This is a genomic window from Anaerosoma tenue (assembly GCF_023161965.1).
GTDB lineage: Bacteria > Actinomycetota > Coriobacteriia > Anaerosomatales > Anaerosomataceae > Anaerosoma > Anaerosoma tenue.
Map to the genome: position 1 here is coordinate 953153 of NZ_JALNTY010000001.1, position 15540 is coordinate 968692.

15 protein-coding genes are annotated in these 15540 nt (G+C 68.0%); 6 read left to right on the forward strand and 9 right to left on the reverse strand.

The genetic code is table 11. The annotated features are described in order from the left end of the window. Positions 1-6 precede the first annotated feature (6 nt). Positions 7-429 (reverse strand): DUF3221 domain-containing protein, encoded by a 423-nt coding sequence (locus MSB02_RS04690; protein WP_267194042.1) that lies wholly within the window; start codon positions 427-429, stop codon positions 7-9. A 208-nt stretch (positions 430-637) separates the two neighbouring features. Between MSB02_RS04690 and MSB02_RS04695 the strand changes: the two genes are divergently transcribed. Together MSB02_RS04695 and MSB02_RS04700 are read left to right on the forward strand one after the other, a co-directional pair. Then, positions 638-910 carry a type II toxin-antitoxin system prevent-host-death family antitoxin gene (locus MSB02_RS04695; RefSeq protein WP_267194043.1) on the forward strand — a complete coding sequence of 91 codons (273 nt, stop codon included), beginning with the start codon at positions 638-640 and terminating at the stop codon, positions 908-910. Next, entirely contained in the window at positions 897-1217 is a 321-nt protein-coding gene (locus MSB02_RS04700; RefSeq protein ID WP_267194044.1) for a type II toxin-antitoxin system RelE/ParE family toxin, read from the forward strand. The genes MSB02_RS04695 and MSB02_RS04700 overlap by 14 nt, the downstream gene beginning before the upstream one ends. 17 nt (positions 1218-1234) lie before the next feature. On the opposite strand, the gene MSB02_RS04705 is transcribed toward MSB02_RS04700, so the two are convergent. Further along, positions 1235-2938: a cell wall-binding repeat-containing protein gene (locus MSB02_RS04705; RefSeq protein WP_267194045.1), complete on the reverse strand. Its 1704-nt coding sequence runs from the start codon at positions 2936-2938 to the stop codon at positions 1235-1237. Between the two features lie 190 nt (positions 2939-3128). Between MSB02_RS04705 and MSB02_RS04710 the strand changes: the two genes are divergently transcribed. Continuing rightward, positions 3129-3941: an SDR family NAD(P)-dependent oxidoreductase gene (locus MSB02_RS04710; RefSeq protein WP_267194046.1), complete on the forward strand. Its 813-nt coding sequence runs from the start codon at positions 3129-3131 to the stop codon at positions 3939-3941. Positions 3942-4115: 174 nt separating this feature from the next. Here MSB02_RS04710 and MSB02_RS04715 read toward each other — a convergent pair whose 3' ends face one another. Genes MSB02_RS04715 through MSB02_RS04735 form a run of 5 tightly spaced genes read right to left on the reverse strand, consistent with a single transcriptional unit; the run spans position 4116 to position 8669 of the window. Beyond that, positions 4116-4640, reverse strand: a complete 525-nt coding sequence (locus tag MSB02_RS04715) for a hypothetical protein (RefSeq protein ID WP_267194047.1) — start codon at positions 4638-4640, stop codon at positions 4116-4118. 17 nt (positions 4641-4657) lie between these two features. Continuing rightward, the gene (locus MSB02_RS04720; protein ID WP_267194048.1) at positions 4658-4987 is read right to left on the reverse strand and encodes a hypothetical protein; all 330 of its coding nucleotides are present in this window, start codon (positions 4985-4987) and stop codon (positions 4658-4660) included. Then, positions 4987-7062, reverse strand: coding sequence for an aldehyde ferredoxin oxidoreductase N-terminal domain-containing protein (locus tag MSB02_RS04725; RefSeq protein WP_267194049.1), 2076 nt, complete (start codon positions 7060-7062; stop codon positions 4987-4989). The genes MSB02_RS04720 and MSB02_RS04725 overlap by 1 nt, the downstream gene beginning before the upstream one ends. Positions 7063-7101: 39 nt before the next feature. After that, on the reverse strand, positions 7102-7806 hold the full coding sequence (locus tag MSB02_RS04730) for a 4Fe-4S dicluster domain-containing protein (protein WP_267194050.1): 705 nt from the start codon (positions 7804-7806) through the stop codon (positions 7102-7104). 2 nt (positions 7807-7808) lie between these two features. Then, positions 7809-8669 carry a cytochrome b/b6 domain-containing protein gene (locus MSB02_RS04735; protein ID WP_267194051.1) on the reverse strand — a complete coding sequence of 287 codons (861 nt, stop codon included), beginning with the start codon at positions 8667-8669 and terminating at the stop codon, positions 7809-7811. Between the two features lie 202 nt (positions 8670-8871). Between MSB02_RS04735 and MSB02_RS04740 the strand changes: the two genes are divergently transcribed. Further along, a complete protein-coding gene (locus MSB02_RS04740; protein ID WP_267194052.1) occupies positions 8872-10176 on the forward strand; it encodes a Fic family protein in 1305 nt (434 codons plus the stop codon). A gap of 47 nt (positions 10177-10223) precedes the next feature. Here the strand turns inward: MSB02_RS04740 and MSB02_RS04745 are convergent, their stop codons facing one another. Both MSB02_RS04745 and MSB02_RS04750 read right to left on the reverse strand, forming a co-directional pair. After that, complete coding sequence (locus tag MSB02_RS04745; protein ID WP_267194053.1) at positions 10224-12608, reverse strand: glycoside hydrolase family 3 C-terminal domain-containing protein; 2385 nt, start codon at positions 12606-12608, stop codon at positions 10224-10226. A 45-nt stretch (positions 12609-12653) separates the two neighbouring features. Next, the gene (locus MSB02_RS04750) at positions 12654-13238 is read right to left on the reverse strand and encodes a hypothetical protein (RefSeq protein ID WP_267194054.1); all 585 of its coding nucleotides are present in this window, start codon (positions 13236-13238) and stop codon (positions 12654-12656) included. 140 nt (positions 13239-13378) lie between these two features. On the opposite strand from MSB02_RS04750, the gene MSB02_RS04755 reads away from it, so the two are divergent. Further along, entirely contained in the window at positions 13379-14134 is a 756-nt protein-coding gene (locus MSB02_RS04755; RefSeq protein ID WP_267194055.1) for an ABC transporter ATP-binding protein, read from the forward strand. After that, positions 14131-15429: an ABC transporter permease gene (locus MSB02_RS04760; RefSeq protein WP_267194056.1), complete on the forward strand. Its 1299-nt coding sequence runs from the start codon at positions 14131-14133 to the stop codon at positions 15427-15429. Before MSB02_RS04755 ends, MSB02_RS04760 begins: the two co-directional genes overlap by 4 nt. Positions 15430-15540 lie beyond the last annotated feature (111 nt).

The following is a 15540-nucleotide window of genomic DNA, read 5'->3' on the forward strand; positions in this document are numbered from 1 at the left end:
CGTCCCCTACTGCAGCCCCGGCGGTTCTGGAAGCTCGCCGCTGTAGCTGCCGAGGATGACGACGGCGCCGGCCGTGGCCTGCACCGGGTAGGACTCGGCCACCGGCCCCTCGAACCACGCCTCCACCACCGTGCCCACCGCGATGTCGTCGACTGCTGCGTCGGTCACCGATCCGTCCGCCGCACGAGTGAGGATCTCCGTGGCGGCGTTCGCGGTCACCTGCGCGGCGTCGTAATCTTCCTGCGCGCCGACGGCGTCGTCGTTCATCCACACCACCCGGAACGACGCCCCGTCACCTGCATCCGAGACCGACGTCACCACGCCCCGGATATCCGGCTCGGTGCTCGGCGGCTCGGGCGCGCTCGTTGCGCACCCCGCAAGCGCCAGACCAGCCGCTACCGCCACGATGACCCACCCGATGCGCTTCATGTCACCCTCCACGATCTCGCATACAGTGCCACCCGTATGACGTTACCCACGGCGCACGGGTTCGGATGGCACTCCCTGGTCAGACTCCGGTGACATCCCGTTAAGCGCCTTGTGTGAGACTCGGGTCGTCCTGCACGAGTCTTCGGAGGTGTTAGAATTCAGACAGTTACCTGATATATCCCACGCCATCCGCGCAGGGAGGCCTCACGTGCTCATCAAGCCGTCCACCGCCATCCGCCAGGACTACACCGGGCTGGCCGAGCTCTGCCACTCGATCGACGAGCCGGTGGTCCTCACCCGCAACGGCGAGGCCGACCTCGTGGTGATGAGCTACGAAGCGTACAGGCGCGCCGAGGCCCGCGTGAAGCTACAGGCGCGGCTCATCGCGGCGGACCGCCAGGCCGGGGACCCCACGGCGCTGCTCGACGCTACGTCAGTGTTCGACCGCATCCGGGCGAGGATCGATGATGCCGAGGCGTAGCCTGCGGGTCGTGCTCACCCGCGCGGCAGCAGACGATCTCGACGAGGCGTTCGCCTACGTCGCGGAGCGCAACCGCCAGGCGGCGCTCGACACGCTCACCCGCGTCGAGACGGCAGTCCGCACGCTCGGCGAGTTCCCCGACATGGGCGCGCCACTCTCCTCCGAGGAGTACGGGCTCCTGCCAGCGGGCATCCGCTTCGTGGTCGTGGAGCCGTACGCGATCTTCTACCGCGCGTCGGCCGATACCGTGACAGTCCTCCGTATCCTGCACCTTCGGCGCGACTTCCTCGGCGAGATGCTCGGGTAGCGCCGCGACAGCGCCCCCTACCGCACCACGCCGTCCACGGTGGCCTTCACGGCGCAGCTCACCGCGCTGTCGCCGCCGAGGTAGCGAAGCGACCGCACCTCGGCGCAGTCCGCCGCCAGCCGCGCACGCACCGCATCGGCAAGCTTCGTGCCCTGCGTGAGCAGCAGCACCGAGCGGCTGCGGCCCTGCAGCACGCCGCCCGCCAACGCGTCGGGGAAGTCGGTGCCCACGGCGATCGCGGCGCCCTCCCACTGGAGCCCCTCGGCCACCGCCCTGTCGGCGATTTTCGCGGCGGTCTCATAGCGGTCGGCGCCGGCGATACGCTCCACAGCAGCGCCACCGAGCCACGCCTCGAGCGCGCTCTCCACCGGCGCGCCCACAACACCGGTGCCGCCCAGCACCACCGCCTGCGACACGCGCATCTCCTCCATCGCGCGCGCCGTGGAGTCCGCGAGGCCGTCCGGAGGCGTGAGCACGAGCAGCCATCCCTCGGCCGCCGAGAGCGGCGATGCGGCAAGCGCATCCGGGAAGCTCGCGCCGGTGGCCACGAAGCACTGCCCGCCGTACCCGTCGCCGAGCGCCGCACGCGCGGCGCGCGCCACGAACACGGAGGTCTCGTACCGGTCCGCCCCGCCGATGCGGGTCACCGAACCCGGGCCCAGCTCGGCCACAAGCGCCTGCTCCACCGCGGTCGACACGGCTCCGGCGCCGCCGAGGATCACCACGCTGCGCGCCCGCAGTCGGCGGATCTCGGCCAGCGTCTCTCCCGGAAGCGAAGCAGTGCGGGTGAGCAGGATAGGCGCGTCCTTGGCGCCCGCGAGCGCGGCCCCGCCGAGCGCGTCGGGCCAGTTCTCGCCGGTCACCAGCACCACTGTCTCCGCCGAGTCGAACGCCGCCGCGCTCATCCTGGCCGCGGTCTCGTAGCGGTTGGAGCCTGCGATGGTGGTGAAGGCCACGGACGGATCCGCGGCGTCGAAGTCGATCGTGAAGGTCACGCTCCTTGTGGCGGTGTTGCCCGCGCGGTCGGTCGCCGTGATCGTGAGCGTGTGCTCGCCCTCGGCGGAGATCGTGGAGCACGACGCGAACGCGCTGCCATCGAGGGTGGCGTTCACGGCGGCGAGCGAGGCGTCGGAGGCGGTGAATGCAGGCGTTATCGGACCCGCGTAGGTGGCGCCGTCGGCCACGCACGCAAGCGTGATCACGGGCGGCGTGGTGTCGGCGGGCAGGTCGTGGAAGTGGATGAAGCCGCTCACGGACGACGCGGTGATCGTGCGCCTCGTGTAGCCGCGGTCCACGCTGTAGTTGTAGTCCTCAACGACGATCGTGCCGTTGGCGTTCACGGCCTCCACGTACGCCACATGGCCGCTGGAACTCACGGTTCCGGCCGCCCACCAGGCTATCGCCCCCACCTCGGGAGTGCGGTCCACGGTGATGCCGAGGTTTCGCGCGTTATTCGCCCAGTTCCCGGCATCGCCCCACCGGCCGCCGTCCATGAAGTTGGTGAAGCTGCCCTCGCCCGCGTTCTGGTTCATCCGCCACGCCACGAACGACGTGCAGTAGCCCTTGTAGAAGCCCCACGGATCAGTACCTGTCTGGCCCTTGAACGGGTAGTCGTCAACGGCCATCGCGGCGGACGGCGCCATGATGAGCGCGGCTGTGATGAGGAGCGCTATGCCGAGGCGTGCCCGGGGCGAACGAGACAGTCCTGGAATGCCGATCACCGTCCTCGGCGAGCGTGCAGTACCAGGCCATTGTAGGGAACCGGACGGCCCGTGCAACACCGCCGAACGGACTGTCACCCAGACGTGTCAAAGGGGGCGGCTGCGCCTTGCCGGACTTCCCCGCAGACACATCCGCCCAGGCATAGTACGATTCCGGCACGGCCCGTATCCGGGGGCAAGGGAGGCGATCATGAAGGCAAACGGCACAACCATCGCGATCACCGGCGGCGGCAACGGCATCGGCAGGGAGCTCACGCTGCAGCTCCTCGACAAGGGAGCGCGCATCGCGGCGCTCGACATCAGCGAAGAGGGGCTGGCCGAGACAGCGAGACTCGCCGGCGCCAACGCCGATCGCCTCACCACGCACGTGGCCAACATCACCGATCGCGCCGCGGTGGAAGCGCTCCCTGCGGCGATCATCGAGGCGCACGGACAGGTCGACGGCCTCATGAACGTAGCCGGCATCATCCAGCCGTTCGTGAAGGTGAACGAGCTCGAGTACTCGGCCATAGAGCGCGTGATAAACGTGAACTTCTGGGGCACGATGCACACCATCAAGGCGTTCCTGCCGCATCTGCTCGAGCGCCCCTCGGCACACATCGTGAACGTGTCGAGCATGGGCGGCTTCCTGCCGGTGCCCGGCCAGTCGGTCTACGGCGCGTCCAAGGCGGCCGTGAAGCTGCTCACCGAAGCGCTCCACTCCGAGCTCACCGACACGCCCGTGCGCGTGACCGTGATCTTCCCGGGCGCCATCGGCACCGACATCTCCAAGAACTCCGGAATCGACGCCCCCACCGCCGCGGAAGCGGCCGAGGGCGGCAAGCAGGAGTTCAAGACCACCTCCCCGCAGGATGCCGCGCGCATGATCATCGAGGCGATGGAGGCCGACAAGTTCCGCGCCACCATCGGCAAGGACGCCGCGATGATGGACAAGCTCTCGCGCCTGATGCCCGAGCGCGCGGCCGCCATCATCTACAAGCAGATGAAGAGCCTGCTGGGGTAGAGAAGCCCGCGAACTGCGATGGCCGGGCGCATCGCTGCGCCCGGCCATCGAGGGTACCTACGCGGCCCCCGCAGGGGTAAGGGGGTGTTCCGCCGTCTCCCAAGGAGGTGTACCTGCGCGCCGGCATGCGCGCTGGTGCTGGTTGAGACGACGGGCGGTCGGCCGCGGCTGACCCTACTGCTCGAGGAAGTCCAGGATCGCCTCCTGCTCCTCGCTGGTGAGTTCCAGTCCGTGCGACTCCTGCATGCGGCTCACGACATCGAGCCACGACGTGCCGTTCTCTGCCTGGTACACCTTCTCCAGGGAGTGGCAGTCGGTGCACTTCTCGGCGATCAGGGTCTCGGCCTCCGAGGGTTCGCGGGATGCGAGGTACTGCACCACGGCGTTCGCCTCATCATCGGTAAGCACCACCTGATGGCTCTCCTCCATCCGCTGGACCACCATGTCCCAGTCCAGCCCTTCTTGCGGACCGCCCACGAACGCGGCGGTGAAGGCCATCTCGCTGTGGCACTCGAGGCAGACGCTGTCCGCCACTTGTTCGCCCTCCGCTACGACATCGTCTTCAGACGTGGCGGGCGACTCCGTTGCGTCCTGGCCGCCGTCAGCAGGCTCCTCGGCAGGGGCGGAACACCCGCCCATCGCAAGCAGTCCCACGATCAGCACGGCCACCAGGACCACGATCATGCTGCGTGTCTTCATCACATCGGTTCCTCTCATCAGCTGCCGACCTGGGCAAGGCGCTCACCGATCAGCGCGCGGGCGGCCTGCATGCACTCGTAGCCTGTGGAACAGGAGCCGTACGCGGCCTTCACCGCCTCGGCCAGTTCGCTGTCTCCCAGGGGTCCGGCGAGCCACTCCACCAGCCCGTCCGGGTCCAGGCACGCGTCGTCGGCGCCGAGGAACCCGTGCACCTGCGCCAGGCTGAAGAGCCTGCCGCCCACGCGGCTCCGTCCGTTGATGCGGAAGGCCGCCACGTAGTCACCCGGCCTGACCGGACGCATCACGCGCTCGGCCACCTCCGGAGTAGGAGTGTTGAGGGTACCCATCATTCACCACCCAGCTTTCCGGCCGCTTCCAGCGTGTCGGCCACGTGGCCGAGGTCCACGCCTTCGAGCGTCTCGCGTGTAGGCCATCCTGTTGATACGTCCCAGCCCTCGAGCTCGTAGAACATCGTCTTGACGTCCTCCATGCGTTCGCGATCGATGACCCTGCCGGTCACGAGACGGTAGTCCCACGTCCCGTCCTCGAAGGTCGGCATCCAGTACGGCCCGTACAGGTGTCCGCCGTACGGGACCTCGTAGAGGTACTCCGAGTACTTGACCATGTCGCGGTGACGGCCCTGGATCGTCCAGATGGCGTTGTCCAGGTTCCAGATACGCCGCCCAAGCTCCATGCCGTCGGTGAAGCTCATGCCGTCGCCGGTCACGGCGTTCCAGAAGAGCGGTTCGCCCTCAGGGGTGAAGCCGCCGCGATCCTCGGTCTTGGGGCTGTAGAAGTCCGCGAACCGGTAGTCGCAGTAGAGCGCCGATTCCTTCCAGAAGCGCGTGTAGTGACGGTGCCACGCGGTGAGCTTGACCTGACCCTCGGAGTACATGCCGTCCTCGGAGAAGTCGAGCATCATCGGGTCGGGGTCGAACGGAAGCATCCGCTCCGCGAACTTGGTCACGAACTCCTCGGCTTCCATCCAGCTGGGGATGCCGTACCACTTGGCGATCGACGGCTTCCAGAACAGGTTGTTGAAGTCGTGCTCGTTGATGTCGCGGTCGCCGAGGATGCTGCCCCAGCCCCAGTACGCCTCAGCGCGAGGGTCGTAGCCGTGCTCGGGCAGACCCCAGTACGAGTAGTGGAGCACGCCGCTGGCGGTGTCCTCCTCCAGGCGTCCCCAGTGCTCGGCGGCGCGCCACATGCCCTCGGCCAGGATGTCGCCCGCCCCTTCGCGGTCGGCCACCATCCTCTGGTAGGTCTCGATGAACTCGCGGCTGCCGTACGTGTCCCACGGCAGGTCGATATCCACCTGCTTGCCTACGCCGGCGATGCCCTCCTGGTAGAGGTGGTAGAGCCAGTTGAGACCGTGGTCGATCTCGTAGACGTTGATGCCCAGGCGCTGCACCATCTCCGCCGAGTACCGAACGGTCGGCGTGGTCTGACCCTGGTTGTACATCATGTCCGCGAAGAAGTAGAAGTACGTCTCCTCGCAGCTCGACTCGTTGCCGAGGCCGTCGCTGAAGCGCGCGCGGCACGAGGAGATGCAGCTCTGGCAGGCCTGTGGGCGCGACCCCACATCGGTGGGCATCGGGTACATGACCGCCGGCGACGGATTGCCCGAGAAGCGCGCCCAGCCAAAGCCGTCCTTGGGCTCGTCCACATTCACGCCAAGATCCTCACGCGCCGAGAAGCGCGCGTTAAGCAGCGCCGCCGCGTCGGCCACGTCGATGTCCTTGGAGCCGATCACGCTGATGGCCTTCAGGTTCTTGGCGCCCCACACACCGCCGAAACCGCCCTGCGCGGCCGCGTTGCCAGCGTCGTGGATGAGAGCGCCCACGCGCGACTTCTTCTCGCCCGAGGGGCCGATCGTGATCACGGCCGACTGCAGCGCGGCGCGCTCGCCCGACTTCGTGCCGATCTCACGCCAGCCGTCCGAGTTGGCCACCTGGAGGTTCCAGATGCGCTCCTGCGTGTCGTAGGTGTCGAGACCCCAGAGGCCGTCGGTCTCCGCGTCGCGCAGGACCACGCGGTCGTTCTCGATCTCGATCCACGTCGGCTTGGAGGCCGCACCTTCGAGCACGATGCCGTCCCAGCCGGCGAACTTCATCATCGTGGCGAACCGGCCGCCCATGTTCGAGCGGGTGAACCATTCCGGCGTGGACTGCACGCCGATGCCCTGGATCTCGAGCCGCGAAGCCGACGGCGCCAGCGTGCCCGCAAGCGGCGAACTCATGATCGTGATCACATTGGCCGGGTCGAAGCCCGAGATCGTCTTGTCCGCGCAGAGGTCCCAGAAGATGGCCGAGCCCATACCGTGGCCGCCACCCCACTCCCGGTACTGCTCGGTCTCGATCTCCGAGACCGTGCCCGCGGTGAGATCCACCCGCAGGATCTTCCCAGCGTATCCATTACCCATAGCGATAAGCGCCTTTCTCTCGTAAGAGTGCGATCGGGCCTAGCCCTCGATGTCGGCCACGTAGCCGAACGAGGCCCAGTTCTCCGTGCGGAGGTTCGGCGAGTAGCCGTCCTCTGTCTGCTCAGGAAGGTCAGTGGTGAACTTGATGGCCCGCATCGGGCACACGCTCTCGCACGCGCGGCGACCATCGATGCCGCCCTCGTCGTCCATGTACGGCGTGTCGAGGCACAGGTCGCACTTCTGAGAAGCGTGACCCTCCTCGCTCCACTGCACTGCGGAGACCGCGCGCGGGCATGCCGCCACGCAGCGCAGGCATCCGATGCACCGCAACTGATCCACGGTACGCACGCCCGTCTCGGGGTCCACGTGCATCGCGCCGGTGGGACACGCCTGAACGCACTCGTCGCACTGCCAGCACTGCACCGGATCGATGTCGTAGGGGAACGCCTTGAACGGGTTCTGTGTGATCTGGATACGGGAAAGCGAGTGGTTCGCCGCGCCATGGTGTGCGATCGCGCAGGCGGCCATGCACGTGGAGCAGCCGGAGCACTTCTTCTGGTCCACGAGCAGGAACCCGCCCGAGACCGGATAGGCGATCACCTCATCGGGAAGCAGGAACACCTGGGCGACCGCGCCACCGATGACGCCGAGCGCGCCAAGGGCGCCGATACCGCCCATGAACTGCCGGCGCGATAGACCTCTGGCGCCGTCTTCAGCCGGATTGACGTCTTTGATGTCCGACATGGCTACGCCTCCTTTCCGGTGGTCGTGCTCTCGGAGGCGCTCAGGCGCTGATACCAGCCGGCGTGCTCCTTCTCCGCGTACTCGCGGGGGACGTAGCCGGTGAACATCGAGCGCAGGACAGGCCATGACATCGGCAGCACGCTCGAGAAGAACACGTGCGCCACGAAGAACAGCAGCATCGCGATCGTGGAGACGCCGTGGACGGGGGTCGCCGCCGACACGAGCCAGGCGGGGAGATCCATCAGGTGGGCGAGCACCTTCACGATCCCGCTCAGGATCACACCCACGCTGGCGAGGATGGCCAGGATGTACGCCATCTTCTCGCTCTCGAAGTACTTGTCCTCGGGCGGCATGGTGAACTTCTTGATGCCGAGGAGCTTGCCGTAGTGCTGCACCGTGAACGAGAACGCGTTGCCGGTGGGCAGGTGCTCCTTGAAGCGATAGGCCGAGACGATCGTGTTGGCCGCGTAGTAGAACGTGCCGAACAGGAACACCACCACGCCCACGAAGTGCAGGTTCATCATGAGCCACACGCCGTCGGTGTCGCGCACGAGCCGGGGCACGAACAGGAAGCCGAGCCCCACGCCGGTGGCGAGCAGCAGGGCCGTGCCGAGGCCGTGGGCCCAGTGCTCCAGGCGAGCCGCTCCGTCGTGGCGGAGCACCCTGTCGCCCTCGATGCGCGGATCCTGCCTGCGAGTGAGCCCCGCGGCAAGCACGCCAAGGAACGGTGCGAGGAAGACCAGCCACCAGGCTGAATCGAACAACAGGCCACCGCCCTCGCTGCGGGTAGCCTGCACGGCCCACAGACTGCCGAGCCCGAGGGCCAGCGTCAGGCCGAGCACGGGTAGGACGCCCTTCTTCATACTCTCTCCTTCGTTTGCCGGAACGAACCCGTGTACAAGAAGCGGCGCAGAGCTGTATGCTGTCAATATTCGATAACTGATAGTTTTAGAATCGCCCTGGTAACGTACGCTATTTCAGTTCGATTCAAGTCAGGATTCGGTCAGTTTTCGAGGCTTTCTATCAGTCATTGATAGAAAGCCTCGCGCGGAAGGGAAGCCGCATATGAGTCCCATGCACGACCGAACGCTGCTCGATGGACTGCTCGGCCAGATCGGCGGCACCCGCCTTGAGGACACGCTGCATCGAGCCAACAGCCCGTACCTCTTCCGCACCGAGTTCCAGCGGATGCCTCTGCCGAAGGGAGTGGACCAGGACGCCGCCTGGCGTCTGCTCGACTGGGCGCGACGAGTCTGCCGACGGACGATCGTGACGGTGCCGGGCAGGGACGAGGTGTGGTACTTCCCCACCGACGAGATCACCCGGTGCCTGCATCGCATCGACATGCTCGCGGGCTGGCCGATGCAGTCTGCGCTTCGCGGCCTGGGCGCGGAGCAGACGCGGTTCTCGGGCTCGGCCGCGATGAAAGAAGCCGTTGCGGCATGCATCGACCGGGACCACGCTCACCTGGCCCCCGACCTGGTGGCAGACCTGAAGCGCGGCGCGCAGCCGGAGACGGTGCTCGGGCAGCAGATCGCCAACTACTACGACGCGGTATCGCGCATCGAGGAGTTCGCACGGTCGCCGTTCGACGTGGCCTTGCTGAAGCGGCTACAGGTGGACCTGTCCCGGGGACTCATCCTCACCGAGGACGAAGCGCTGCGGCTGCGAGAGACGCCCAACGCCGACGAGGGCCCCATCGACGAGTGGGCCAAGTCGGGCCCCACGGCCCCGGAGAGGATCGAAGCGGAGATGCAGCGCATCGAGGCGCTCTCCGCTGACTCGGGCGGCTTCCTGCACCCGATGATCAGGGCCATGGTGATCTACTTCTGGCTCGAGGACATGCGTCCGTTCGCGCACCGCCAACCGGGGATGGCGCGGCTTGCGTTCCTCGTGTTCCTGCGCCAGCAGGGCTACGTGAACCTCGAGCTGGTGCCGCTCGCGCAGATCACCCTCGAGCGCGGCGGCGAGCTGCCGCGCGCCTGGCGCGCCGCCATCGTGAACGAACGCGACCTCACCGGGTTCCTCACGTTCAACCTCCAGGCGCTCGTCGGCGCCCTTGAGGACATGCAGCAACGGATCGAGATGGCGTCGCGTCGCTACGACGCCGTCCGGCAGGCGCTGCGCGCGAAGGAGGACCTCAACCACCGGCAGGTGTCCATTCTCGGGCGCGCGCTACGCGTCCCCGGCGCGACGTTCACGATCGCCTACCACAAGCGGGCCTACGACATCGCCTATGCCACCGCACGCGGCGACCTGCTCGATCTCGTGGACAAGGGCTACCTCGAGTACGAGCGCGTGAGCCACGAGTATGTGTTCACGCCTGCGCCGGGGCTCGGCAAACGCCTGAAGTCCGGCGCCGGCGGGTGATGCGAGCCGCTCCGGTGGAGCGGGACGCCGTAACGTCCACGCCCCCCCTACCGCCGTCCAGCGTTCAACACCCGGAGGATGGTGTCGAGCCTGCGGTACGACAGGCGGCCGCCCGAGGCCATCACGAGCTGCCTGAGCGGCATGTCCTCGATCACGCGCTCCACCATCGCCGCGCGCGTGGGATCGCCGCCCGCGATGCCCGCCATCTGCTTGCGCACCATCGCCATGATCCCCTTACGCAGCAACCGTCCGCGCCAGGTCTGCGCCAGGTCGGCGATCGTGGTGTTGCGCCGGTACGGCAGCGGCCCCTCGGCCTCGGGGATGGGATGGCCGAGCATGGCGGCGAACGCCACCTCGCCGGCCACGCGATCGGGGTGCACGGGCGCCTCGGCATCCACACCGTCGCCCGCCACGACGACGGTCGCGCGTACGCGCACATCGTCCACCGATCCGCCAAGGCGCAGCTCGTAGACGCCACCGGGGGTGCGCCACGCCCCGCCCGCGGCGTCCCAGTACTGGAACGCACGTGGCCCGATCTCCACCACCGCCTCGCGGGTCTCACCGGGCTCCAGCCGGAACCTGGCGAAGCCACCCAGCACCCGGTCCGGGCCGGGCACACCGCCTTCGACCCGGCGCACGTATACCTGCGTCACCGCGCTCCCCGCCCTGGCGCCGGAGTTCGTCACCGGTACCGTCACCGATAACCCTTGGCCGGGCGCGATCCTCTCGGCGGACAGCACCGGCGTGCCACCACGGAACGTGGTGTACGAGAGCCCGTGGCCAAAGCAGAACCGCACCGGCACGTGGGCCGTGGTGAAATAGCGGTACCCCACGTTCAGACCTTCCCGGTACTCGACCTGCCTCGGCGCTCCGGGGAAGTTCTCGTCGGCAGGCACATCGGCAAGCTCTACCGGCCAGGTCTCGGCGAGCCGCCCCCCGGGCTCCGCATCGCCAAAGAGCACGTCGGCCACCGCCGACCCGCCCGCTTGCCCACCAAGATACGGCAGGAGGATCGCCGCCGGCTTGTGCGCCCAGGACATCTCCACCGGCGAGCCGGCCATGAGCACCACCACAGTGCGCGAGTTGACCGCCGCGACCTCCTGCACCAATCGGTCGTGGCAGGCCGGCATCCGCATCGTGTCGCGATCGAAGCCCTCCGACTCGTACACGGGCGGCAATCCCACGAACACGAGCGCTACGTCGGCAGTAGCGGCTGCTGCCACCGCATCCGCCACCCCGCCGGACAGCTCCGCGCCGCACACCGGGTCGTATACGGCCGCGTAGGTGACGGCCGCGGTCTCGGCGCGCTCGCGGATCGCGTCGAGCGGCGTATCGAGGCGCGTGGGCGCGATCTCGGAGCTGCCGGCGCCCTGGTAGCGCGGGCGCTCGGCAAGCGCTCCCACCACCGCGATGCTCGACGGCCACCGGAGCGGGAGGACTCCGTTGTTCACGAGCAGGACGGTGCTCGCTGCCGCCGCGCGTCGCGCGAGTTCGTGGTGTGCCTCGGCGTCGTACGGCGCCGAGGGGTCGATCTCGGCCGCGCCCGCGAACGCGAGCGTTGCCACGCGGGTGGCCGCCCGCCGCACGTCGGCCTTGTCGAGGGCGCCGCTCACCGCAGCCTGCAGCACCACCCCGGCGTTCGCCCCGGGACCGGGCATCTCGAGGTCGAGTCCGGCCCGTACGCCGGCCACGCGGTCGTTCACCGCACCCCAGTCGCTCATCACGAGCCCGCCGAAGCCCCACTCGTCGCGCAGCACCCGGGTGAGGAGCCAGCCGCTGTCAGAGCAGTACACTCCGTTCACGCGGTTGTACGCGCACATCACCGCCCAGGGCTCGCCCTCCCTGACAGCGATCTCAAAACCCGTCAGGTACAGCTCCCTGAGCGTGCGCGCATCCACGATGGCGTCCACGGTCATCCGGGCCGCCTCCTGGTTGTTCGCGGCGAAGTGCTTCACGCACGCGCCCACGCCCGCCGACTGCAGCCCTCGCACGAGCCCTGCCGCCATCTTCCCGGAGAGCAACGGATCTTCCGAGAAGTACTCGAAGTTGCGGCCGCAGCACGGATGCCGCTTGAGGTTGAGGCCCGGCCCGAGGACCACCGACACGCCATTGGCCTTCGCCTCGGCGCCGATGGCACGTCCGATCTCCTCGGCCAGCGCGGGGTCCCATGAACACGCCAACGTCGCCGCCGGCGGGAAGCACGTCGCCGGCACGCTCTCGGCCAGCCCGATCTCCGCCGGATCGCCGAGCTGCTTGCGGAGCCCATGCGGACCGTCGGCCACCCAGATGCGCGGCACCTCGGCTATGCCGCCCACGTTCCACATGTCGCGGCCGGCGAGCAGCGCGACCTGCTCTTCGAGCGTCAGCCCGGCCACGAGTTCCTCGGCGTCGGCCGCCGCGCTCCCGGGGAACGCCGTGTCACCCGCACTCACCACTGCACCTCCACATCGTGCGCCGGCACCTCCGGCGCGCCCGCGCTATCGGCCGCGCGGGTACAGCATGCGCTCGGCGGCCAGAGCAAGGCGCGGGTACCGCGCCGCCTGCGGACCGTCCAACGCCTCATCGCCCTGCGCGAGAGCCACGGCCACGGCGGGCGCCGCGGCTACCGTGCACCTGCGCAGGAAGTAGAGCGGGATACCGCCGAACACGAGCAGGTTGAGCAGCCCGGCCGCCAGGCTGATGCCAAGCAGCATGACGCTCCCCCAGGCCACCGCGGTGGTGAACGACGCGCCGCTGGCAAGAAGCCCGTCGGCGATCGCGTGGAACTCCATGTGGCCGATGGGTTCGAGCACGTCTCTCTGGATGGGGAGCCAGGGGATCAGCGCGGCCACCGAGATCGCCGTAGCCGCAAGCCCCGGCCCGAAGCGTCGCGAAGCCTCCAACGCGCTCCGCTCGGCATCGGCGAGCACGGTATCGTCGACTGCAAGAGGCGGCTCCACACGCACGCCCACCGCGCGCGCCATTGGCACCCACCACGAGGCCGGACCGCCGAACACGAGGTACAGCGAGCGACGCTCCCAGCGTCCGATACCCTGCGGACCGTCGTTCTGCGCATCGGCCATCGTCTGTTCCTCTCGCGAGCAAGCGCCGCTTGTCCTTATGTTATCGGACTCCGGGGCCGTTGCCTTGATAGGCGTGACGACTCATTGTGGGTGGGGTACCACCTTCTCTGGACCCCATGCACGATAGAGATTGGAGAACCGTGTCCACATCGAACATACCCGTACTACGGGTGCGGGAGCTCACCAAGCGCTACGGGGAACTCGAGGCCGTCCGCGGCATCGACTTCGACGTGGCGCCGGGAGAGGTCTTCGCCCTCATCGGCCCCAACGGAGCGGGCAAGACCACCACGCTCCGGATGGTGGCCACTATCCTCCGCCCCACCTCCGGAGAGATCACCGTGGCCGGCGCCGATGCCGTGAAGGACCCGGCCACGATCCGCGAGAACATCTCGTATCTGCCTGAAGAGGCGGGCGCGTACAAGAACCTCAAGGCGATCGACTACCTCAAGTTCGTTGCCGACATCTTCTTCGAAGACCGCGCACGTGCGGCGAAGGCGGTGGAGGTGGGCCGAGAGGTCTCGGGGCTTGGCGACCGGCTGAACGACAAGCTCGGCAGCTACTCCAAGGGAATGACCCGCAAGCTGCTGCTGGCCCGGACGGTGATGACCGAGCCGGCGCTCGCCATCCTCGATGAGCCCACGAGCGGACTCGACGTGATCAACGCGATCGAGCTGCGCGAGCGCATCAAGCAGATGGCGCGCGAGGGCATGTCGGTGCTGCTCTCGAGCCACAACATGCTGGAGATCGAGTTCCTCTCAGACCGCGTGGCCATGATCGCCCAGGGCCGCATCCACGCCACCGGCACGCCCGCCGAGCTCAAGGAACGCTACGGCGCCGAGAACCTCGAGCAGGTCTTCGCCCGCGTGGCGCGCGACGGACAGGAGGTGCCGGCATGAGGCGCTTCCTCGTCCTGTTCAAGAAGGAGCTTGCCGAGCTCATCACGCCGCAGATCATCCTGCCGTTCGTGGTGGTGGTGCTCATGTTCGGCATGCTCGGCCAGACCATGTCGAGCATCGGCGCCGAGCAGCCATCCACGTTCCCCATCGCCGTTGCCGACCGCGACGGAGGGCCGCTTGCCGAGGTGGTTCTGGGCGCGCTGGAGCAGTCGGGCTTCGAGCCCACGCTGATCGATGGCGCCCCCGATGAGGACACCGTCGTCTCGATCCTCGATGATCTCGACGCGAACATCGTGATCGAGATACCCGAGGGCTTCTCGGCCTCGCTTGCCGCTGGCGAGCCCCAGCGGATCGAGTCGTGGACGCGCGTACGCAACTTCTCCTTCGTGGGCAACAACGACATCTCGTCGTTCGCCGGCGCGATGGAGGTGGTGAACTCGGCGGTGGCGTCGATGATCGCCGCCGAGGCGGCACCCAGCGTTCCCGCGCAGATGCTGCAGCGCCCGGTGATGGCCGACGAACGCGTGGTCGTGGGCGACCGCTCGGCCGAGACGTCGGCGATGACGGTGATGGCGTTCGTGAGCCAGCAGACGACGTTCATCCCGATCGTGCTGTTCCTGGTGATCGTGTTCGCCGCGCAGATGATCGCCACGGCGATCGCCACCGAGAAGGAGAACAAGACGCTTGAGACGCTGCTCTCCTACCCGGTGAGCAGGGCGAGCCTCGTCACCTCCAAGATGACCGCGGCAGGCCTCATCGCTCTGCTCGCCGCGGGCGCGTACATGCTCGGCATGCAGCGGTACATGGAGGGCATGACGCAGGGCCTGGGTGGTGACGCGGCGGGCGACGCCATGCAGGCATCCGAGGCCGCGATGGCGCAACTGGGCCTCACCTTCGGGCCGTCGGACTACGCGATGCTCGGTCTCACGCTCTTCGCCGGCATCCTGGTGGCGCTGGCGATCGCGATCATCCTAGGCGCATTCGCCGAGAGCGTGAAGTCGGTAGGCGCTCTCATCACCCCGCTGATGGTGCTGATGCTCATCCCCTACTTCCTCACGCTCTTCCTCGACCTCTCGATGCTGCCCGACGCCGCGCGCTACGCGGTGCTGGCCATCCCGTTCACCTATCCGTTCATCACCGGGCCTAACCTCTTCCTCGGCAACTACGGGATCGTGTGGTTCGGCATCGCCTACCAGCTGGTGTGGTTCGCGGTGTTCGTGACGATCGCCGCGCGGGTGTTCTCGAGCGACCGCATCCTCACGATGAAGCTCTCGCTGGGACGCAAGAAGCGGTAGCGGCGGGAGATGCGGCGATCCGTCGGCGGCACGGACGTCCGGGGGCCGCAGGTAACGAGGCCGGACCCACGTCTGGGTCCGGCCTCTTGTATGCACACACAGCGGCCCCGC